The organism is Gordonia spumicola, from assembly GCF_009932475.1.
Taxonomy (GTDB): Bacteria; Actinomycetota; Actinomycetes; order Mycobacteriales; family Mycobacteriaceae; genus Gordonia; species Gordonia spumicola.
The window spans coordinates 773,099-793,856 of the sequence record NZ_BJOV01000003.1 but is presented as its reverse complement, the minus strand read 5'-3'; the positions used below and the strand labels follow the sequence as shown (position 1 = coordinate 793,856).

Here is a 20,758-nt window from a genome sequence, read left to right as displayed (position 1 = left end):
TCCGGTCGATTTCTGTCCGCTATATGCGCGAGAATCGACGCATGGCCGATACGACGACGCGGACGCTGAAGCTGCTCGCACTCCTGCAGGCACACCGCCTGTGGGCGGCCGCTGAACTCGCCGACCGTCTCGGGACCACCGAACGGACGGTCCGCCGCGACGTCGAACGTCTCCGCGACCTCGGCTATCCCGTGGAATCGGTCCGGGGCGCGGGAGGGGGCTATCAGCTCGCACCCGGCGGGTCGCTTCCGCCGCTGGTGGTGGACGAGGGTGAGGCGGTCGCTATCGTCGCGGCCCTGCGCAGCGCGGCGTCCGGCCCGGCCGCGGGGCTGGCGGAGTCGTCGGTGCGGGCGCTGGCGAAGGTGATGCAGGTGTTGCCGCCGAAACTGCGTCGTCGTGCCGACGCCGTCCGGGCCATGAGCGTCACCCTGCCCGGGGAGGCCGACGCCCCCGCGATCGATGCCGAAGCGCTGACGACTGTCGCGCTCGCGTGCCGCGATTCGATCGAGCTGACCTTCGACTACGCGCCCGCCGCCCGAGACGGACGGAAGCCGGGTCGGAGACGAGTGGAGCCGCTGCGGCTGGTGCCCGTCGGACGGCGCTGGTACCTGCTCGCCTACGACCTCGACCGTCTCGATTGGCGGACGTTCCGGCTGGACCGGCTGGCCGACGCGAGGCCGGAGAAGCGCCGGTTCGCCCCGCGCACGGTGCCGGGCGGCGATGCGGCCGGATACGTGCGCAACAGTCTGCGCGCGGGCCGAGATCAGCACGTGGTGCGGCTCGTCGTCCACACCGATCCCGACCTCGTCCGTTCGCGCATCGGCAGGTACGCCGACATCGCCGATCACGCCGACGGCACTCTGGTCACGATGCAGGTGGACGACGCCCGCTGGATCGCCGTCGCGATGGGCGGCCTCGACGCCGACTACGAGTTCGTCGAGATCCCGCCGTCGGTCCTCCACGAACTCCGCGGTCGAAACGCCCGCGAAGCGCGCGCCCTCTACCTCGCGGAGCGCTGATCGATCTACCCGGTCATCGAGCGTTGCTCCGACCCGCTCATCGAGCGGAGTCGAGATGATCGAGATACGCCGCGCCGCGGGGCGACAGTTCATACCCGACGTCGTGGCTGATGGTGAGCCCGAGGGCTTTGAGCTTGCGGATGTCGGCCTTCATGGGGAGCAGGTCGACGTCGCGGAGTGCGGCCAGTTCCTTGGAGACGACGTGCGGGTTGTCGCGGATCCACTCGAGGATGTCGCGGGTCCACGGGCCGGTCGTCCGCTTGTCCAGTCGGGCGAGACGGGTGCCGATGTCGGCGAGTTCGGCGTCGGTCGGGAGGGTCTCGCGAAGGGCGAGTCGGGGATCTTCGCCGGCCCATTCGAGGGTGATCCGGTAGATCGTGTCGCCGCCCTTCGATCCGCGCGGCGACGGTGTGCGGGCGGGTCTGGGTGCGAGCGCCTTGCGCAGGGCGGCGGCGTCCCTCATACCCGCCGCTCGGGCCGATCGGTCGGAGACTCGCGCGATGTCGTTCACCCGCACTACGCGAGTGAATCGGATGAGACCCGCCGAGGTGAGTTGAGTGGATCCGACTTTCACCCGCGGTTCGTCCCATCTGCGGAACTGGCAGGTGACTCGTCCCTCCCGTATTCCTTCGGCGATCGGTTTCGAGATCAGCACGGTTCCACTCTGCCGTAAGTCCGGCGCGGAAACAGCGTGTCGACGACGTTCTTCTGCCGAGTTTCCGGTCGGAGGTCGTGCTTTCGTGCCATGTCGGAGTCACCAGCTTGGCTCAATTTGTGATCGCTGTCATAGATGTAGGAATCCATCTTCCGGTGAACTGAACGAAGGATCTTCATGAGAGTGACAACCAGTCGCGTGGCCGCCCTGGTGGGCGGCGCCGCGCTGATCGCGGGGACGCTGGGTGCCGCGCCGGCCCAGGCGGCGACGTCGACGCTGAACTTCACCAACTTCTGCACGGCGAGCTCGATTGTCACGGTCACCAAGGTGGTCGGCGCCGGAGTGACCATCACGGCTCCCGAGTCGGTGACGCCGGGCCAGCAGTTCACGTACCGCGTGCAGCCGATCGCAGGTTCGTACCCGAACAGCGATTCGGGTGCGACGACGACGAACATCTCGCGTCTGAAGGCCGACTTCGCGATCCCCTCGAACGCCACGTTCGTGAGCGCGGAGGTCGTCCCGGGCACCGGGGTCGGCCTCGGCGGCGTCGCGCCGAACGTGCTTCGGGTGAATGATGCCGGGTCGGTCGATCCCGCTGGAACGGTCTTGCGTCTGTCCGGAAACAACGAGGTGATCGGCAACAGCCCGACGACCAACCTCAAGGCAGAGGGCGGAATCCTCATTCCGAAGACGAAGAAGAACCTCGACGGGTCGACCAACAGCAACGGTGACACCTTCTATCGGCTGCCCGCCGTCGACGTCACCATGACCGCGGGCGCCAGCGGAACCATCACGCCCACGGTTCGCATCGCGGGTGCGGCCGGCAACAACAACACCGACCAGAACTGGAGCACGCAGCTCGCGAAGGCGAGCCTGCTCGGCACGCAGTGGGCTCCGACTCGATGCAGCCCACGCGACGCGGCAGGTTCGGGTCTGAACGCGGGCGGCGGTCCGCTGGCGACGATCGACATCGAGGCCGCCGCACCGGTCGACGAGGACACGACGACCACGGTGTCGGCGCCCGCGACCGCCACCAAGGGCGACGAGGTGACGCTGTCGGCGTCGGTCGCCCCGAACCCCGGCGGCGGCACGGTGCAGTTCAAGGTCGACGGCGACGACGTCGGTTCGCCGGTCGCCGTGACGGGCGGCACAGCGTCGATCCAGCACTCCTTCGCGGCCACGGGCTCCCGTCAGGTGACGGCCGTGTTCTCGGGCGCCGCAGGCTTCAACGGCTCCACATCGACGGCCAAGACCGTGACCGTCAACGACCCGACTCCGGTCGACATCGACACCACCACGACCCTGACCGCGCCGAGCACGGCCACCAAGGGCGACGCCGTGACCCTGTCGGCATCGGTGTCGCCGACGCCGCTGGGCGGGACCGTCCAGTTCAAGGTCGACGGCGACGCGGTCGGTTCGCCGGTCGCGGTGACGGGCGGCAACGCGTCGATTCAGCACTCGTTCGCTGCGACGGGCTCCCATCAGGTGACGGCGTCGTTCTCGGGTTCGACGGGCTTCGGTTCGTCGACGTCGGCGGCGAAGACCGTGACGGTGAATGATCCGACCCCGACGGACGAGGACACGACCGTGACGGTGTCGGCCCCTTCGACGGCGACCAAGGGCGACGCGGTGACGCTGTCGGCCAGCGTCTCGCCGACTCCGTCCGGCGGCACGGTGCAGTTCAAGGTCGACGGTGACGATGTGGGCACCCCGAAGGCGGTCACCGGCGGTGACGCGTCGATCCAGCACACGTTCTCGACGACGGGTGCTCATCAGGTGACCGCGGTGTACTCGGGTACGACCGGTTTCAACGGTTCGACATCGGCTGCCAAGACGGTCACGGTCAACGATCCGACGCCGACGGACGAGGACACCGACACCACGGTGACCTCGCCGGGCACCGCCTTCACCGGCGACGCGGTGACGCTCTCGGCGAGTGTCTCGCCGACTCCGTCCGGCGGCACGGTGCAGTTCAAGGTCGACGGCGCGAATGTCGGTTCGCCTGCCGCTGTGACCGGCGGCAATGCGTCGATCCAGCACACCTTCGCCACCGCGGGCAGCCATCAGGTGACGGCCGTGTACTCCGGTACCACCGGTTTCAACGGTTCGACCTCGGCCGCGAAGACGATCGTCGTCTCCGCTCCGGACCCGGGCGACCAGGCGACGACGATCACCGTCTCGGCTCCGACCAACGTGGACAAGGGCGCGGAGGTCGAGTTCAAGGCGACGCTGACCCCGGCCGACCTGAACGGCGGCACCGTGCAGTTCTACGTGGACGGCGCCAAGGTCGGACACGAGGTGACCGTCGTGAACGGTGAGGCGAAGACGACGGCGACTCTCGCCTCGTCGGGCAATCACACCGTGACGGCCACCTACTCCGGCACCGACGGCTACGCCGGTTCCATCTCGGGACCGAAGGTCGTCACCGTCGGCGGCGGGACCGACGGCGGCACGGATGGCGGCAACGGCTCGCTCGACTTCGGCAGCCTGAACATGTCGACCGCCGATGTGGTCCGCTCGCTGTTCTGATCGTCTGACACGGATACAGGGCCCTCCCGGAATCCTCCGGGAGGGCCCTGTCGTCTACTCGTCACCCCTCCGGGGAAGCAACCCCGCCACGGCTGCTGCTCCGCGGGAGCGGTGACGGTTGCGCGGGTTGCGACGAGAAACGTCCCCCCGCACAGCTGCGCGAGGGGCGTCTAAGGGCGGAGCGGCATGGTGCGCTCGGCCGTTCTGGTGAGCAAGTAGAGCGTCGCACCTAGTACAAACGGTTGATTTCGGGTGTTTCGTGCCGTTTTGCCTTGGATCGGAGTGCGGCATCGGGGTGCAATGTAGCCGGTCGAACTCTGAAGGAGAACAAATCGTGATGGTGAAATCTAGGGCGATGATGAGTGCGCTTGCCGTGGTCGTCGCAACGGTCGGCGTGTCTACGCCTACAGCAGGTACCGCGACCGCCGCGCCGCATTCGTTCGCGCGGGTGATGAACGACAGCAAGAACGGCGTAGCAATCGAGATCGACAACCGTGGCACGGGCCTGGCGGAGCAGCGGTGCACCGCGCTCATCTGGCGTGGAGACCACGTCGATGAGCTCAAGCGCAATCTGAGTTTCCCGACCAGCCTGCTGAACACCTCGGGCAAGCTCGTCGACGCGCCGATGAGTGGTCGTCGTGATTTCCTCGACGCGAAGGAGAATTCCGTCGCGAAGGGATTCTTCTGGGCGACCGACGCCGACGGCGACACGAAGACAGATCTGTCGATCATCGTCAATGCACCTGATGATCGCCCGTACCGGGCACCGCTCAGCGACTACACGGGACTCGTCAGATGCAGCAACGCCGATGGCGGCACCGACGGTGCTCTGGGCGATGCCGTCTTCACGCTGGATTTGCACCCGTTCGACACGTGGGTCACCGCCCAGACCCTGGAGTCCAGTTGGGGAAGCCTGGAAGGACTGGGCGGTTCGCTCGGCGGCTGACCGCGAGGACTGTTAGGCGACAGCCGCCCGGCCCCATCCACGACGCGGTGGATGAGGCCGGGCGGTTCGTGCTTCTGGCGTCACGGGGCCCAGGTGCGGGCCCCTTCGGCGGCTTCTTCGGCGGGAACCACGGCGCGGTGGGCGCGGTTCACGGCCGAGACGACGGCCCGCAGGCTCGCGGTTGTGATGGACGGCGCGATGCCGACACCCCACACGATCTCGCCGTCGATGTCGGCCTCGACGTAGCTGACGGCGTTCGCGTCGTCGCCCGCACGCAGAGCGTGTTCGGAGTAGTCGAGGACGCGGACGTCGTATCCGACGGTCGACAGCGCGCTGACGAATGCGGCGAGTGGACCGTTGCCCGCACCCGTGATCTCCTTCTCGACGCCGTCGACCTTGACGATCGCGGTGATCTGGTCCTCGCCGCCGTCCTCTTCGGCGGCGTCGACGCGCTGCCGCATCCGCTCCAGCGGGTTGACCGGCTCCAGGTACTCCTGCGCGAAGACGTCCCAGATGGCCTTGGCGTTCACCTCGCCGCCTTCGCCGTCGGTGATCTTCTGGATCTCCCGGCTGAACTCGACCTGCAGGCGACGCGGCAGGTCCATGCCGTGGTCGGCCTTCATGATGTAGGCGACGCCGCCCTTGCCGGACTGGCTGTTGACGCGGATCACGGCCTCGTAGTTGCGGCCGACGTCCTTCGGGTCGATCGGCAGGTAGGGGACCTGCCACAAGATGTCGTCGACGTCCTTGTCCTGCGCGTCGGCGTCGATCTTCATCTGATCGAGGCCCTTGTTGATGGCGTCCTGGTGGCTGCCGGAGAACGCGGTGTAGACCAGGTCGCCGCCGTAGGGATGACGCTCGGGGACGTTCAGCTGGTTGCAGTACTCGACGGTGCGCCGGATCTCGTCAATGTCGGCGAAGTTGATCTGCGGGTCGACGCCGCGGCTGAACATGTTCATGCCCAACGTCACCAGGCAGACGTTGCCAGTGCGTTCGCCGTTGCCGAACAGGCATCCTTCGATGCGGTCGGCGCCCGCCGCGTATCCCAGCTCGGCGGCGGCGACGCCCTCGCCCCGGTCGTTGTGGGGATGCAGGCTCAGGATGATCGAGTCGCGACGCTCCAGGTTGCGGCTCATCCACTCGATGGAGTCGGCGTACACGTTCGGCGTCGCCATCTCGACGGTCGCGGGCAGGTTGATGATCAGCGGCTTGGCCGGGGTGGGCTCGATGACGGCGGAGACCGCGTCGCAGACTTCCTTGGCGTAGCTGAGTTCGGTGCCGGTGTAGCTCTCGGGGGAGTACTCGTAACGCCAGTTGGTGTCCGGGTACTTCTTCTCCTCCTCCAGGCAGAGGGTCGCGGCGTCGGTGGCGATCTTGGTGATCGCCTCCTTGTCGGCGCGGAACACGACGCGCCGCTGCAGGATCGACGTCGAATTGTAGAAGTGGACGATCACGTTCTGTGCACCGGCACACGCCTCGAACGTGCGGGTGATCAGCTCGGCGCGCGACTGCGTCAGCACCTGGATGGTGACGTCGTCGGGGATGGCGCCGTCTTCGATGATCTCGCGGACGAAGTCGAAGTCGGTCTGGCTGGCAGAGGGGAAGCCGACCTCGATCTCCTTGTAGCCCATGCGGACCAGCAGGTCGAACATGCGGCGCTTGCGGGCCGGGCTCATCGGATCGATGAGGGCCTGGTTGCCGTCGCGCAGGTCTACCGCGCACCACAGCGGAGCCCGGTCGATCACCTTGTCGGGCCAGGTGCGGTCGGGCAGCGAGATCTTCTCGACCTCGGCCTCGAAGCTCCGGTAACGGTGGACGGGCATCGCGGAGTTGCGCTGCGGATTCCAGCTCGGCTGGCCGTCGGGGATGGGGCCGGACGGTTCGACGATGCGGCTCGGTCCGGAAGTGAATGCGTCAGCTGGTGCCATGATCGGTCAATCTCCTAGGAAGAAAAGGATGGGGTTGACCGGCGCGTGAAGAGGCCCCGCGACGGAGGGCCGGTCGGATCAGACCCCGCCGCGGCAACCGAGAAGGAGTGCACGCTGCATGGCTCTACGGTACCACTCGATGATCGACGCACAGGCCGGACCGGATGCGTCGATCCGCCGGATCTGCGGGGACAGGCCGTGTTGCGACCGGTGCGGAGTTCACAGGATTGACAGGAACCTGTACGGAGAACGGCAGCGACACACAGGTTTCCGATCTCTACCTTCGGTCGACGTCGGACGAGACCGTTCGACGTCCGGCTCGAAAGGAACTCCACATGAACCGACTCTTCACACGCGTGGCAGGTGGCGCGGCCATCGCCGCGGGCGCCACCGCCATGCTGTTCGCCGGTCCGGTGGCCGGGGCCGCGTCGGCCGCGCCGAACACCGTCAAGCACGCGCCCGCGCCGTCGACGAAGGTCCCGGGGACCGACTGCACTCTCGCGCAGGTCGAGAAGGCGCTCGCCAAGGAGGATCCCGCGCTCTGGCATAAGCTCGAGACCAACCCGAAGGCCAAGCGTCGCTTCGAAGAGCACGTCATCCGCGCCGAGCATCACAAGCCGGGCGCTCACAAGGGTGAACACAAGGGCCAACACAAGAAGAAGCCGGACGCCCACAAGAAGCCGACGGCCGCACAGAAGGCCGAGCGCAAGGCGATCCGCGCCGCGATCGCCAAGGCGGAGGCCACCTGCAGCCGCTACTGACCGCCAACCACGACGACGGCCGCCGACACGCTCGGCGGCCGTCGTCGTTCGATGTCAGTGCGCGGAGTGCTCCGGTCGGACGGACCCGCGCATCACGGCCATCACGACCACGGCGAGGATGGTCAGCAAGACGCCGCCCGCGATGGCCGCGGCGTGCAGGCCGTCGACGAAGGCGGCCCGGGCGGCGTCGGCCACCGCTCCCACGTCGCCGTGCTCCTTCAACGTCTCGCCGAGGGAGTCGGCGAACCCGTGGCCGTCGTCCTTCGAGAGGAACACGGCGGTCGCCAGCGAACCGAGCAGCGCGAGGCCGAGTGCCGTGCCGAGTTCGAAGCTCGTCTCCGAGATGCCCGACGCCGCGCCCGACTTCTCCGGCGGCGCGGACCCGACGATGACGTCGGTGACCAGCGAGAACTGGATGCCGAAGCCGATGCCTGCGATGGCGGTGAGCACGAGGAACACCCACAGGCTGCTGGTCTGCGTCAGTGCGACCATGCCGAGGGTGGCGGCCGCGGCGATCAGGACCGACGCGGCCAGGGTGAGTCGGACGCCGATCTTCCGAGTGAGACGGTCGGCGTAGATGGAGAAGAACGCCACCGTCACCGCCATCGGAATGCCCGCCAGCGCGGCGTCCAGCACATCGAAGCCGAGGACCGACTGCAGATACAGGTTGGTGAGGTAGGCCAGACCGCCTTGCGTCATCATGCCGACGAGTGCGATCGACAGGGACGCGCTGAACGTGGCGTTGGTGAACAGTTGCAGGTCGAGCAGCGGTGACGGCGTCCGCTTCTCGTGCCAGAGGAACGCGACGAGCATGACGACGCCGAACGCTCCGGCGCCGATCGCGCCCGCCGACACGCCCTCGGCGGCGAGCGCCTTGACCGCGTAGACGGCGGGGAGGATGCCGAGCAGGGACAGTGCGACGCCGATGAAGTCGAACGGTTCCGTGTGGTCGGCGCGGAATTCGGGGAGCAGGTACGGCGCGGCCAGGAACAGCACGGCCAGGACCGGCACGTTGATCAGGAACACGACGCCCCACCAGTAGTGGTGCAGGAGCGCGCCGCCGATCACCGGGCCGATGGCGGCGCCGCCCGCGAACGCGGCAGTCCACACGCCGATCGCCCTGGCCCGCTGGCGAGGCTGCGGGAACATGTTGGCGATCAGCGACAGGCTGGCAGGCATGAGGGTCGCGCCGCCGATGCCCATGAGGGCGCGTGCCGCGATGAGGAATCCGGCACTCGGCGCGAACGCCGCCATCACCGACGCGACTCCGAACACGGCGGCCCCGGCGAGGAGGATGCGACGTCGTCCGATGCGGTCGCCGATGTTGCCCATCGTGATCAGCAGGCCCGCGATCATGAAGCCGTAGATGTCCAGGATCCAGAGCTGCTGGGTGGCGGACGGTCCGAGTGAATCGATGATCGTGGGGATCGCCAGGTAGAGGACCGAGAAGTCCATCGAGACGAGCAGCACGGGGAGTTGCAGGACGATCAGGCCGAACCACGTTCGACGTGATGCGGTCTGGCCGATGGCGGGCGCGGACATGCGGGGCTTCTCTTCCGGATCGCGGGAGACGGGGGAGGCGGCGTCCTGCGAATCGGCAGGTGAACGACCGAATTCAGGGTACTTCCTCAGGAACTTCTTCTCTAACTCTTTTCATAAAGCCTCTGGTGTTATATGTTTTCAGCCATGATCCAAATCACAACGAATGGTCGATGTGATGCACGGCAGGTGCGAGAGGTGTGGCGATGACAGACCAGAAGGCGGCGGTCCGACTCCGCCAGGTGCGTAAACAGTTCGGCGACATGACCGCGGTCGACTCGCTCGACCTCGACATCTACGACGGTGAGTTCTTCTCGATGCTCGGCCCGTCGGGCTCCGGCAAGACCACCGTCCTGCGTCTCATCGGCGGGTTCGAACTCCCCACCTCGGGGACCATCGAGCTGCACGGCGACGACGTCACGGACAAGGCTCCGTTCGAGCGCAACGTCAACACGGTGTTCCAGGACTACGCGCTGTTCCCGCACATGAGCGTCCTGGACAACGTCGCCTACGGACTCCGCGTCCGCAAGGTGGGGCGCAAGGAGCGTCGCGAGCGCGCCCGCGCAGCCCTCGATCGCGTGCAGCTGGGATCGTTCGCCGACCGCAAGCCCGAACAGCTCTCCGGTGGTCAGCGTCAGCGTGTGGCGATCGCGCGTGCGCTCGTCGTCGAGCCGAGCGTCCTGCTGCTGGACGAGCCGCTCGGCGCCCTCGACCTGAAGCTGCGCCGGGAGATGCAGGTGGAGCTCAAGGAACTGCAGCGGTCGGTCGGCATCACCTTCGTGTTCGTCACGCACGACCAGGAAGAGGCGCTCACGATGAGCGATCGGGTCGGCGTCTTCAACGACGGCACCCTGCAGCAGGTCGATACGCCGCGTGGCCTGTACACGCGGCCGAACAGCCGGTTCGTCGCCGACTTCGTCGGAACGTCCAACCTGTTCACCGCCGCCGCGGCGTCGAAGCGCTACGGCCGCAGTGACCAGTTCACGTTGCGGCCGGAACAGATCGTCTTCGGCGAACCGGCGGGGGCCGGCCGAAGCTCGAGCGCAGGCGAGGTGGCCTCGGTCGCCTACCTCGGCGCGTCCACCCACGTCACCGTCCGTCTCGACGACGGCACCGAACTGGTGGTGCTCGATCGGGACGGCGGCGACGGGATCGAAGCAGGACAGACGGTGACCGTGTCGTGGTCGGACGCCGACGTCGTCTGGTTGCCCGACAACGCGGCGTGAGCACGAGCCGCACCCACATCGAAAGGAACACCATGAAGTTCAGTAAGAGGGCACTCGCCGCAGCGGGCGCCGCCGCGGTGCTGTCCATGACGGTCGCCGCGTGTGGAACGGACAGCGACAGCGGTCGTTCCACCGACAAGATGCAGTCGCTCGGCCAGGGCGAGGGCACAGTGTCGATCCTCGCGTGGCCCGGCTACGTCGAAGACGGAAGCAACGATCCGAACGTCAACTGGGTCAAGCCGTTCGAGGAGCAGACCGGCTGCAAGGTCGACTTCAAGCCGTTCGGCACGTCCGACGAGGCGCTCTCGTTGATGCGGTCGGGCCAGTACGACGTCGTCTCGGCGTCGGGCGACGCGTCGTTGCGTCTCATCGAGGGCGGCGAAGTGGTGCCGATCAACACCGATCTCGTCCCGAACTACAAGGACGTCTACCCGTTCCTGAAGAACAAGCCGTGGAACACGGTCGACGGTGTCAACTACGGTGTGCCGCACGGCTGGGGCGCCAACCTGCTGATGTACCGCACCGACATCGTCCAGCCGGCACCGACGTCGTGGCGTGCGGTGTTCGAGGACGCGCCGAAGCACAAGGGCAAGGTGACGGCGTACGACTCGCCGATCTACATCGCCGACGCCGCCATGTACCTGATGGCGCACAAGCCCGAACTCGGCATCAAGAACCCGTACGCACTGGATCAGACCCAGTTCGACGCGGCCGTCTCGCTCCTGAAGGAGCAGCGCCCCAACATCGGCGAGTACTGGAACGACATCACCAAGTCGGTGCAGGCGTTCGGCAACGGCTCGTCGGTTGTCGGCACCACCTGGCAGGTCGGCGCGAACATCGCACTCGAGAACAAGACGCCGGTCGCGACGGTCCTGCCGTCGGAGGGCGCCACCGGCTGGTCGGACACGTGGATGATCAGCTCGAAGTCGCAGCACAAGAACTGCGCCTACAAGTGGCTCGACTACATCGTCAGCCCGAAGGCGAACGCGCAGGTCGCCGAGTACTTCGGCGAGTCGCCGGCCAACCCCAAGGCGTGTGACCTGACGACCGACAAGAAGCACTGCGAGACGTACCACTCGGGGGACGCGGACTACGCGTCGAAGATCTGGTACTGGACGACGCCGGTCGCGAACTGCCTGGATGGCCGCACCGACGTGAAGTGCATCGACTACGCGCAGTGGACGCAGGCCTGGCTCGAGATCAAGGGCTGAGGCGTTCGGTGACCGCGCGGCCACCCCGCGCGGTCACCGCCCCGTCCCGGCACCGGCAACACCCAACCGACCCACCCCTATTGAGGACTTCTCGATGACCACGATCTCCCGCACGGACGGACCGGTGCGTTCACGTCCGCTGTCGGCGCTGCTCAACCGCATGCCGCGGCTGCGGTTGGCCGGACTGTTGATCCTGCCGACCGGCTGGCTCGCATTGATCTACGTGCTGGCGCTGATCCTGCTGCTGGTGACGTCCCTGTGGACGGTCGACACGTTCACCGGAGCCATCCACCAGTCGTGGACGTTCGACAACATCAAGGCGGTGCTCACCGAGTCGATCTATCAGAAGGTGGCGCTGCGGACGCTGTTCGTCGCGCTCGCGGTGACCGTCATCGACGTGATCCTGGCGCTGCCGATCGCGTTCTTCATCGCGAAGGTCGCGCCGCAACGGTGGCAGAAACTGCTGGTGGCCGCCGTGCTGATGCCGCTGTGGGCCAGCTACCTGGTGAAGGTGTACGCGTGGCGCAACATTCTCGCCGACGGCGGCCTGTTCTCCTGGCTCGGGAAGCCGTTCGGCCTGGAGAGTCCCGGATACAGCCTCACGGCCGTGATCATCACGCTCTCGTACGTCTGGCTGCCGTACATGATCCTGCCGATCCATGCGGGTTTCGAACGGATCCCGAACTCGCTGCTGGAGGCGTCCGGCGACCTCGGTGCGGCACCGGGCGCGACCATCCGCTGGGTGATCCTCCCGCTGCTCAAGCCCGCCGTCATCGCGGGAACGATCTTCACGTTCTCGCTGTCGCTCGGCGACTACATCACCGTTCAGATCGTCGGCGGGACGACGCAGATGTTGGGCAACGTCGTCTACGCGAACGTCGGTGCGGCGAACAATCTTCCGCTCGCGTCCGCGGTCTCGTTGGTGCCGATCGTCATCGTGTTCGCCTACCTGCTGCTCGTCCGCCGCACTGGCGCATTGAAGAACGTCTGAGCTGGGAGAACATGTCATGAGACTGTCCGCATCCGCCCGTTGGGTCCTCGGGATTCTGACGACGATCGTCCTCGCGTTCATCTATGTCCCGCTGGGTCTGGTGCTCGTGAACTCGTTCAACGCCGACAAGTCGTTCGGCTGGCCGCCCACCGGCTTCACCCTCGAGTGGTGGCGCAAGGCCGCGCAGAATCAGGCCGTTCTCGACGCCGTGTGGGTGTCGGTGAAGGTGGCGCTCGTGTCGACGGCGATCGCGCTCGTGCTCGGCACGCTGCTGGCGATGGCGCTGCAGCGGTATTCGTTCTTCGGCAAGAGTTCGGTGAACTTGCTGGCGATCCTGCCGATCGCGCTGCCCGGCATCGTCACCGGTATCGCGTTGAACAACCTGTTCACGACGGTCCTCGGTCTGCCGTTGTCGATGTGGACGGTCATCGTCGCGCACGCCACGTTCTGCATGGTGACGGTGTTGAACAATGCGCAGGCCCGACTCCAGCAGATGAGTTCGCGGCTGGAGGAGGCGTCCGCCGACCTCGGGGCTGGCGTGTTCCAGACGTTCTGGAACGTCACCCTGCCGCAGTTGCGGTCGGCGTTGCTGGCCGGCGGCCTGTTGTCGTTCGCGTTGAGCTTCGACGAGATCATCGTGACCACGTTCACCCTGGGGTCGGGCGAGCAGACGCTGCCCGTCTGGATTCTGGAGAACCTGTTCCGTCCGGTCCAAGCCCCGATCGTCAACGTGGTGGCTGTCGTCTTGATCGTGGTCTCGGTGGTCCCGATCTGGCTGGCCCAGCGTCTCTCCGGTCAGCAGTCCACCACCCGCTGATCCACCCAGTCTCGCTCGCGCCCGGTGTCGTTCCCGGGCGCGAGCGTTTCATATCTCCAACTCCGCAGCTGCCGACGTTCTTCGATTGGATTCGACGCTCCGCTGGTCAGCGATCCTGCACAACGTGATGGGCGGCAATTCTAGGCAGTGCGGGAGCGTTTCCGCGCCGTGTTCGCCTGCTGGCTGCCGAGGTAGCGTCGCCCTGCTATCGTCGCTGAAATCACTAAGGTAGGTACCAGTCAACAGGTCAGAACATTCGATCGTATGTCGTGTGTTCGTGTGGCTGGCCGTGGCTGATGGAGTTGTGTTGTGCGGTTGATAGTTCGGATGGTTGCGGCGCTGGCCGCATTGGCCGCGCTGGTGGGTGCCGGTGGTGGTGTGGCGTCGGCTGATCGGGTTCATCGGTTTCCTGATCGGACGGTGGTGAAGCGTTCTGATGATGGGTGGACGGTCCGGTTGACGAAGTCGGCGGAGAAGATCGTGTCGGTGCCGCCGCTTTCGCGCGGGGTCGGTTCGTTCGAGGCGTTCTTGGATTTGCGGGGCGAGGCTGAGATCACTGGTCAGGGTGCTGTGCCGGTGGATGCGGCGGTCCTGACCTCGGGATATCAGTTGTCGTGCCAATGGCAGATGGCATCGGTGAACGTGGGAATTTCTGGTGGTCCGACGGCGCAGGCGTCGATCACGTGGCCGCCGGCGGTGGTGTTCGGAGTCCAGGCGATGCCGACGGTGTCGACGACGTTGGCGAACGGGGGCCACGGTCGATGTGAAGTTCGGTCAGAAGGCGTTGGCCGGTGCGCGTGCGGGAACGCGCGCGGAGGGTGTTCGGGTCGAGATCTCCGGGTGTGTCGGCGCACGGCCTGCGGTCCGCGCCTACATCCGCGTCTCGATGGCAACGGCGGCCAATGACAACACGTTCACCATCTACGGTTCCCCGCACCTGCTGTAGCAGCCTGCCTACCGTCACGAGAAGGGATCCAATATGACGTTGACAGACAACACGACACGTATTGCTGACGATTCGCGGAAGATCGATCGTGTCGATTCTCCGGCTGGCGACGACCGGGCGGCGACGCGCGATGCGGCCGGGTCGGTGCCGGTGGGCACGATCGTCTTGTTCCTGCTCGGGTGCGGGGTTCTTGTCGCTGCTGCGATGACGGTGTCGAATCTGGGTTCGTGGGGTGCCCAGGTTGGTGAGGTGTGGGTGTTTCTCGGGTTCTTCGTGGTGATGTCGATCGGTGGCCGTTGGTTCTGGGCCGGTGTCGATGCGATCATCACCGCTCTTCGGTCGGGTAAGGACGGCTGAGGCGATGAGGATGCGGGGGGACCGTCGTCGTCGGTGGCCGGTGCGGGTTGCGGTCGCTGGTGGCGTCGGCGCGATCGCGGTGCTCGCTGCTGGTGCGGTGGGTGTGGGTGGCGCGGATGGTGATGCGTTGTGTGCTCAGTTGCGGGCGCAGTACGGGCCGGGGTGGCCGTGTATCAGTGTGCCGACGACTACGCCGCCGCCGATGCCGGGTGTGACGCCGACGACTCCGGGTTCTCCTGGTGTGCCTGGCGGTGGGCCGGTGATCGGTGGTGATGCCGGTCCGGGCCCAGGTACGGGGGACGGTACGCCTATCGTCGGCGGCCAACCTACGGACCAGCGCCCGGGACGGACCGGAGCGTCGAGAGGTCCAAAGACTCCGGCTCCGGCGACGGTCACAACGAACCGTCCGGGCCAGCCGGCCAACAACGAGCAGACGCCCGGACGCACCCCTGCGCCCGCGGGGGTGCCGGTGCGACAGTCGGAGCAGTCACCATCGGATCAGGCGTTCCTGTCGCCGGCGTCCGGCGATGATGGTGGGTCGATTCCGTTGCCGGTGTGGGCGATCGCCGGTGCTGCGGCTGTCGCGGCGGCGAGTCCGAGGGCTCGGGGGTTGTTGCGGCGGGGTGGTTCGACGCGGGCGACGGTCGGGCCCTCGCGGATGGTGTTGATTCATGATGAGTCGTCGCCGACGACGTATCGGTTCGGGATGGATGTCCCCGACGGCGGGCACACGACGGTGAACCCGGACGGGTCGGCGACCGTCTACGACAAGGACGGGAACGCGATCGGGCAGGTCGCGCGGCCGTGGGCATTCGATTCGGCAGGCCGTCCGCAGAAGACGTGGTACGCCGTCGATGAGAACGGCGACCTCGTTCAGCATGTGGAGCCGGCAGAGAACGCCCTCTACCCCATCCTGGCCGACCCTGCTCTTGTCCCGGCGGCACCGGGCAGCGAAATTCCGTGGGGCCCAGATCACCCTGATTGGGATCCCGAGTACGACTTGGGTCGTCCGACAGTGGACCCGAATGCGCCGTCGAGTGGCCTACCGGCTGAGGGTGTCGGCCCGGGACCGCAATCAGGGAGCGCGCTCGGAGTCGGCGACGGTGGGGCGGGCGTCCTGGAGGACAATTGGTCGCCGCAGGACCAGGGGCAGGGCACGCAGCAGTACGATCCCGCGCCAGAGCAGGAGCAGCAGCAACCGTGGGTGCCGCCTGCGCAGGAGGACCCGCCTGCTCAGTTGATGGACGCCAAGTTCAAGGACTCTGACGGTAACGAGTGGACGCGAAAGGACGGCCAGCAAAACTGGGAGATGGAGCGGGACGGCCGCAAGTGGACGAAGATTCCGCGCGAGGGTGGCCGCTACCGACTCGAAGTCCGAGACAAGAATGGCCGCCTCATCCAGTTTGGCGAGTTCGCGCGCGACGGTTCCGGCAAGGGCCGAATGATCGGGGAGGACGGAAAATGGCATGACGCCTACTTTCGTCCGGACGGATCGATCTTCCTACCAGGTGAGTGGACTCAGGGCAGCGGTGACTTCCAAAGCCATTTCGAAACGAAAATCGACGTTACAATTCTTCCAGACGGTACGCGTGTCGTAGATTGGATCATGCGCGACCCGGACAGGGACGACGCGGTAGTCGGCCGTAGGAAGGCCGAAGTAAATCCTGACGGATCTTTCCGGCGCTACTGGTCGAACGATATTGATGGGGATCTTCAGGAACGTCCCATCAACCAGATCGATAGTGGCATGTTCACTGATGCTCTCTGGTGGTTCATGCCGATCCCTGGCGCCGGCCTCGCCATGAAAGGCGCTTCAAAGCTTGCTGGAAAGATTCCCGGACTCAATAAGGCAATTCCGAAGATTGCCGAGAAGCTACCCATACCGAAACCGCGACAAGCGCCGCTTGGGACCGCCCCCGTCCCGATGCCCAAGCATGTCCCCGGAGTAGACCCTGACCCGCTGCCGCCACCCGGCGGAATCCCCGGCGTCCACCCAACACCGAAGGCTCCTGCCGCACCCAATCCACACCTCCATTCGGGACCGGGCGCCCCCGCGGCACCGGGTAACGCTGCAGGCGCGCTTGACGCTGGTCAGCAACAGACGCTGGCCGACGCACTCCGGCCTGACAAGATGGACCACGTGTTTGTCCCAAAACACAAGCTCGACTCCGTGGTCGCGCGGAGCGGAGGCGAGGAGGCCGCAATGCGCGAAATCGTTCGAAGCATTCAAGGTCCAGACCTTCCAACCAGAGGCCCATTTGAGGTGGAGCGTGCTATTCACGGTGAAATGGTTGTAATTAGAGGTGCTGTGGTGAACGGCATCCCGAGAATCGGAACGGTGTTCATACGATGACGACTAGAATTTCGGTAGGACAGCACGAAGCGCTCATGCTCTTGGCGAGCGAACAGCCTGACCCTGCGATTCAGGAGCAGATGGCGCTCGTGACAACCTATGAGGGGCCAGCCACGATGGCGCGGCTTGACGTTCCGTCGTCAGGTCGGGTTAGGCAGAAAGACGGACCTTGCCCTTCTGCAATTGCTGTTGTGGACGGTTCGGGCGAATTGGTCGGGGAACTGATACTGTGGATTGCGAATGGTCGAATTGAAACCGTGGAGCAGACATGGTATTCGGCAGAATCTCCGAAGGCGCTGCCCTCGAGAGAATCGGTTGCGACATACGGTGATCTTGGTTTTTGTAGTCGATAGAAATCGATCTTGTTTGATGAATCGAAAAGTCTCCTTCTGTGCTCTCGAACTTGAAGGTGAACACGCCCGCGGCGGATCGCTTGGCGGTCGATGATCCCGAACCATACTTCGACGAGGGTGAGCCATGACCCGGATGTCGGCGTGAGGTGGACGTGGGAGTTCGGGTGCGCGGTGAGCCAGTCGCGGACTTCGGTCTTCTTGTGGGTGGCGTAGTTGTCCATCACCAGATGCAGTTCCTGCCCGGGTAAGCGTGGTCGATCTGGTCGAAGGCGGCGGCTACCCGAATCCAAATGTCCTTCCGCTTCGCGAAGCTCTGATTGAAGGAATCTGAACTATGAGTATGCCAGCTGGCGTCTGGAGTGGAATTGTTGACGAAGCGATGTCGAAACTCGATAGGGGCTGGATGGCGGTAGGGTCTGGTTCGGATCGTATGATCGTCCGGTATCCGGATTCGTGGTCGCTGCAGTTTGTGTATCGCGAGGAAACGAGATCTATTGGACGATTGGTGGCTCTTCGGATCTAAGAGTGCGTAGATGAGGTTCGGGTCGAGCACGTACGACCACAACATGTAGGCGGGTCCTGGGTGTGAGAATGAAGGTTCCTCAACGATCTTCCTCACGACCACAGGACCCATGAACGAGCCTACGTGCCCTGCTGCTGACATGATCTGCCGAACCGTCGAACTCGGCGTCACGATCATTGGAGCGGCCGTCGACATCGACGACCGGACTCACATCTTCTGCCAGATCCTCGACCCTGATCCGCGCTGTCCTGGCTGCGATGTTGCTGGTCAGCGGCGTGACCATGTTGATCGGGTCCTCACTGATGTCCCGGCCGCGGGGCGGCCGGTGCTGCTGCATGTGGCGGTCCCGCGGTTCGTGTGCAGCACTGTCGACTGTTCGAGGTCGGTGTTTCGTGCCGACATCACCACGATCACGGCGCCCCGAGCGGTGATGACCCGCCGCACCGGGCGGTGGATCCTGCAACGCATCGCGATCGACAAGATGAGCGTCGCCGCGGTCGCCGCACAGCTCGGGATCGACTGGGCCACGGTCAACACCGTCGCGGTCGAGTCAGCTCGGGCTCTGGTCTACGACGGCGGGCACCTGGCCGGTGTACGGCATCTCGGGGTGGATGAGCACAAGTGGAAACACGTTCGCGGGCAAGGCGATTCGGGGTGGGTGACGGTTCTGATCGACCTGACCCCCGTCGTTGAGGGGACTGGGCCGGCGCGTCTGCTCGATATGATCGCCGGCCGATCGAAGATGGTCCTCAAGACGTGGATGGGCGGGCGTGACCAACGGTTTCGGGATCGGGTGAAGGTCGTGGCGATGGACGGGTTCACCGGCTACAAGACCGCCACTGCCGAAGAACTCCCGGCGGCGCGGATCGTGATGGACCCGTTCCACGTTGTACGTCTGGCCGGGGAGAAACTCGACCGCTGCCGCACCCGAGTCCAGCAGGACACGTGCGGGCACCGAGGCAGGGCCGGTGACCCGCTCTACATGGTGCGCCGGATCCTGCACACCCGGACCGAACTGCTGACCGGCAAACAGAAGGTCCGGCTGTTCGAGGCGTTGACCAGCCGAGATGAGCACGTCGCGGTCGAGGTCACGCACCAGATCTACTTGCAGATCATCGCCGCCTACGAGCACCCGCAACGCCGCGAGGGCAAGAAACTGATGTGGAAGGCCCTCAAACGGATCCAGAAAGGCCTACCGCCTGGGCTGGAAGAACTCGCTCAACTCGGGCGGACACTCTGGAACCGACGCGCGGAGATCCTCGCCTACTTCGACGTCGGCGTCTCCAACGGTCCCGTCGAAGCGATCAACGGTCGCCTCGAACACCTGCGCGGAATTGCCCAAGGCTTCCGCAACCTCGACCACTACATCTTGCGGTCCCTACTGCACTCAGGTCAGCTCGCCGAACGGATCAACGCACTCTGAAATCCGAAGAGCCCGATTGGTCGCGTACTCTGCGTTTCTGGGAAAGCACTGTCCTGCTACGGTGACGGGCGATAGTGGATTCGCTGTCGGTGGATCGACGCGCCTTCCTGAGTTTCATCAATGTGACGATCCGGATGTTGTTGCGAAATTCGCGAAATATGCGGATGCTTCGCTCTTTTTGCAGGAGTGTGATGCGCCTCGCCAGTTGGATCGCTTAGAGGCCGCATTTGTTCGCTGGTCGGAGAGAGGGATGGCAGACACCATGTTCTGGGGCCAGTCGTTTCAAGAGCTGACCATGCGGAGGGTGTTGAGTGCTTCCCGTGGATCGAACGAGCTATCCGAGGATATCGTGCGAATTCTCGATGAAGCCGACTTCTCGGTGCTATCGATGCTGGCTGGGAAAGCTCCAGACCCCGCCACGTTCTACTCAGATGTCTTGGTCGCACTTCGAGCAGGGGATCGCCCAACCGTTGTCGGTCTACTTCTGGAAAACCGGCGACAGACTTTGGTGGCCCTCGGTGTTCCGGACTCTGAGGTTCCAAGTATCGATGTTCCGGAAGCGAAGGTGCAGTGGTGAGTACTTACGGGGTAGTCGTCATTTCCGACCTCTCGTCGGAGGAGTCTGCCCGCGCCCTACGGGCGAGGATCGTCGATGTCCTCACGCGGCAGTGGCGAGAGATGTCAGGTTCGGGTCCGATTGATGAACTGTGGACAGCCATTGTCGAGGTGGAAGGCGGCGCGAGACTGACTGTCAGTGCTCCAGGGATGATCGCCGATCGTGCCGAGCGGGAATTCTTCACCGGCGCAGATCAAGGTCGGGCAGTGGTGTGCGAGGACTCCGACGAGTATGGCGTTCAGTTCGGGGTGTGGAAACTAGGCTCTGAGGGGCCGTCGTTGGTGTACAGGCTTTACGCGCAAGACGAAGAGTATGAAGCGGATCAGGGCTCGATCGCGAGGCAGGTTCGTGGAGCCGACGCCGCGACTCGAGCTGCGCGTGTGTTCGATGTCGATCCTGGCGCCTTGATCGATCTGGACAGCGACACGGCACCGGTTGTCGGTGAGATTGGATTTGTGGGCTCGCCGTTCATTCCGCTGCTGAACGCACTGAATTTGCAGTGGCCGGAACGTTAGGTGCCGTCACCGCCTGATTGCGGAGGCTTCTGTCCGATAACCCCAGATCA

The 20,758-nt window shown here is 65.3% G+C and carries 17 protein-coding genes and 2 pseudogenes; 15 read left to right on the top strand and 4 right to left on the bottom strand.

Annotation, left to right across the window (positions count from 1 at the left end; translation table 11 throughout):
• Positions 1 to 41 precede the first annotated feature (41 nt).
• Positions 42 to 1,019 (top strand): helix-turn-helix transcriptional regulator, encoded by a 978-nt coding sequence (locus GYB83_RS09790; protein WP_161895300.1) that lies wholly within the window; start codon positions 42 to 44, stop codon positions 1,017 to 1,019.
• A gap of 37 nt (positions 1,020 to 1,056) precedes the next feature.
• On the opposite strand, the gene GYB83_RS09785 is transcribed toward GYB83_RS09790, so the two are convergent.
• Positions 1,057 to 1,674 (bottom strand): ASCH domain-containing protein, encoded by a 618-nt coding sequence (locus tag GYB83_RS09785; RefSeq protein WP_161895299.1) that lies wholly within the window; start codon positions 1,672 to 1,674, stop codon positions 1,057 to 1,059.
• Positions 1,675 to 1,851: 177 nt separating this feature from the next.
• Here GYB83_RS09785 and GYB83_RS23590 point away from each other — a divergent pair, with 177 nt between their 5' ends.
• Positions 1,852 to 4,203 (top strand): Ig-like domain-containing protein, encoded by a 2,352-nt coding sequence (locus tag GYB83_RS23590; RefSeq protein ID WP_161895298.1) that lies wholly within the window; start codon positions 1,852 to 1,854, stop codon positions 4,201 to 4,203.
• A gap of 334 nt (positions 4,204 to 4,537) precedes the next feature.
• Positions 4,538 to 5,149 carry a hypothetical protein gene (locus GYB83_RS09775; RefSeq protein WP_161895297.1) on the top strand — a complete coding sequence of 204 codons (612 nt, stop codon included), beginning with the start codon at positions 4,538 to 4,540 and terminating at the stop codon, positions 5,147 to 5,149.
• 80 nt (positions 5,150 to 5,229) lie between these two features.
• Here GYB83_RS09775 and leuA read toward each other — a convergent pair whose 3' ends face one another.
• On the bottom strand, positions 5,230 to 7,077 hold the full coding sequence (gene leuA, locus GYB83_RS09770) for a 2-isopropylmalate synthase (protein WP_161895296.1): 1,848 nt from the start codon (positions 7,075 to 7,077) through the stop codon (positions 5,230 to 5,232).
• A 335-nt stretch (positions 7,078 to 7,412) separates the two neighbouring features.
• Between leuA and GYB83_RS09765 the strand changes: the two genes are divergently transcribed.
• Positions 7,413 to 7,838 (top strand): hypothetical protein, encoded by a 426-nt coding sequence (locus GYB83_RS09765; RefSeq protein ID WP_161895295.1) that lies wholly within the window; start codon positions 7,413 to 7,415, stop codon positions 7,836 to 7,838.
• A 54-nt stretch (positions 7,839 to 7,892) separates the two neighbouring features.
• On the opposite strand, the gene GYB83_RS09760 is transcribed toward GYB83_RS09765, so the two are convergent.
• Complete coding sequence (locus tag GYB83_RS09760; RefSeq protein ID WP_161895294.1) at positions 7,893 to 9,380, bottom strand: MFS transporter; 1,488 nt, start codon at positions 9,378 to 9,380, stop codon at positions 7,893 to 7,895.
• A gap of 203 nt (positions 9,381 to 9,583) precedes the next feature.
• Between GYB83_RS09760 and GYB83_RS09755 the strand changes: the two genes are divergently transcribed.
• From GYB83_RS09755 to GYB83_RS09725, 8 genes and pseudogenes are all read left to right on the top strand, one after another.
• Positions 9,584 to 10,603: an ABC transporter ATP-binding protein gene (locus GYB83_RS09755; RefSeq protein ID WP_161895293.1), complete on the top strand. Its 1,020-nt coding sequence runs from the start codon at positions 9,584 to 9,586 to the stop codon at positions 10,601 to 10,603.
• Between the two features lie 32 nt (positions 10,604 to 10,635).
• Positions 10,636 to 11,814, top strand: a complete 1,179-nt coding sequence (locus GYB83_RS09750) for an ABC transporter substrate-binding protein (RefSeq protein WP_161895292.1) — start codon at positions 10,636 to 10,638, stop codon at positions 11,812 to 11,814.
• Between the two features lie 94 nt (positions 11,815 to 11,908).
• A complete protein-coding gene (locus GYB83_RS09745) occupies positions 11,909 to 12,805 on the top strand; it encodes an ABC transporter permease (protein WP_161895291.1) in 897 nt (298 codons plus the stop codon).
• Positions 12,806 to 12,821: 16 nt separating this feature from the next.
• Entirely contained in the window at positions 12,822 to 13,622 is an 801-nt protein-coding gene (locus tag GYB83_RS09740) for an ABC transporter permease (protein ID WP_161895290.1), read from the top strand.
• A gap of 327 nt (positions 13,623 to 13,949) precedes the next feature.
• Positions 13,950 to 14,303, top strand: a pseudogene (locus GYB83_RS23855) (MspA family porin); the annotation flags it as partial.
• Positions 14,304 to 14,385: 82 nt separating this feature from the next.
• Positions 14,386 to 14,568 carry an MspA family porin gene (locus GYB83_RS23850; RefSeq protein WP_267130322.1) on the top strand — a complete coding sequence of 61 codons (183 nt, stop codon included), beginning with the start codon at positions 14,386 to 14,388 and terminating at the stop codon, positions 14,566 to 14,568.
• Positions 14,569 to 14,607: 39 nt separating this feature from the next.
• Positions 14,608 to 14,925: a hypothetical protein gene (locus GYB83_RS09730; protein ID WP_228461352.1), complete on the top strand. Its 318-nt coding sequence runs from the start codon at positions 14,608 to 14,610 to the stop codon at positions 14,923 to 14,925.
• A 658-nt stretch (positions 14,926 to 15,583) separates the two neighbouring features.
• A complete protein-coding gene (locus GYB83_RS09725) occupies positions 15,584 to 17,278 on the top strand; it encodes a hypothetical protein (RefSeq protein ID WP_161895287.1) in 1,695 nt (564 codons plus the stop codon).
• Between the two features lie 418 nt (positions 17,279 to 17,696).
• On the opposite strand, the pseudogene GYB83_RS09720 reads toward GYB83_RS09725, so the two are convergent.
• A pseudogene (locus tag GYB83_RS09720) lies at positions 17,697 to 17,876 on the bottom strand (transposase); the annotation flags it as partial.
• A 387-nt stretch (positions 17,877 to 18,263) separates the two neighbouring features.
• On the opposite strand from GYB83_RS09720, the gene GYB83_RS09715 reads away from it, so the two are divergent.
• From GYB83_RS09715 to GYB83_RS09705, 3 genes are all read left to right on the top strand, one after another.
• Positions 18,264 to 19,577 (top strand): ISL3 family transposase, encoded by a 1,314-nt coding sequence (locus tag GYB83_RS09715; protein ID WP_161893848.1) that lies wholly within the window; start codon positions 18,264 to 18,266, stop codon positions 19,575 to 19,577.
• Between the two features lie 61 nt (positions 19,578 to 19,638).
• Entirely contained in the window at positions 19,639 to 20,154 is a 516-nt protein-coding gene (locus tag GYB83_RS09710) for a hypothetical protein (protein WP_161895286.1), read from the top strand.
• Complete coding sequence (locus GYB83_RS09705; protein WP_161895285.1) at positions 20,151 to 20,708, top strand: hypothetical protein; 558 nt, start codon at positions 20,151 to 20,153, stop codon at positions 20,706 to 20,708. The genes GYB83_RS09710 and GYB83_RS09705 overlap by 4 nt, the downstream gene beginning before the upstream one ends.
• Positions 20,709 to 20,758 lie beyond the last annotated feature (50 nt).

What these genes read in the sequence shown, in the direction of transcription:
- GYB83_RS09790 (WP_161895300.1), top strand. Translation starts at nt 42, where the DNA reads ATGGCCGATACGACGACGCGGACGCTGAAGCTGCTCGCACTCCTGCAG.
- GYB83_RS23590 (WP_161895298.1), top strand. Translation starts at nt 1,852, where the DNA reads ATGAGAGTGACAACCAGTCGCGTGGCCGCCCTGGTGGGCGGCGCCGCG.
- leuA (WP_161895296.1), bottom strand. Translation starts at nt 7,077, where the DNA reads ATGGCACCAGCTGACGCATTCACTTCCGGACCGAGCCGCATCGTCGAA.
- GYB83_RS09765 (WP_161895295.1), top strand. Translation starts at nt 7,413, where the DNA reads ATGAACCGACTCTTCACACGCGTGGCAGGTGGCGCGGCCATCGCCGCG.
- GYB83_RS09760 (WP_161895294.1), bottom strand. Translation starts at nt 9,380, where the DNA reads ATGTCCGCGCCCGCCATCGGCCAGACCGCATCACGTCGAACGTGGTTC.
- GYB83_RS09755 (WP_161895293.1), top strand. Translation starts at nt 9,584, where the DNA reads ATGACAGACCAGAAGGCGGCGGTCCGACTCCGCCAGGTGCGTAAACAG.
- GYB83_RS09750 (WP_161895292.1), top strand. Translation starts at nt 10,636, where the DNA reads ATGAAGTTCAGTAAGAGGGCACTCGCCGCAGCGGGCGCCGCCGCGGTG.
- GYB83_RS09745 (WP_161895291.1), top strand. Translation starts at nt 11,909, where the DNA reads ATGACCACGATCTCCCGCACGGACGGACCGGTGCGTTCACGTCCGCTG.
- GYB83_RS09740 (WP_161895290.1), top strand. Translation starts at nt 12,822, where the DNA reads ATGAGACTGTCCGCATCCGCCCGTTGGGTCCTCGGGATTCTGACGACG.
- GYB83_RS09725 (WP_161895287.1), top strand. Translation starts at nt 15,584, where the DNA reads ATGGTGTTGATTCATGATGAGTCGTCGCCGACGACGTATCGGTTCGGG.
- GYB83_RS09715 (WP_161893848.1), top strand. Translation starts at nt 18,264, where the DNA reads ATGAACGAGCCTACGTGCCCTGCTGCTGACATGATCTGCCGAACCGTC.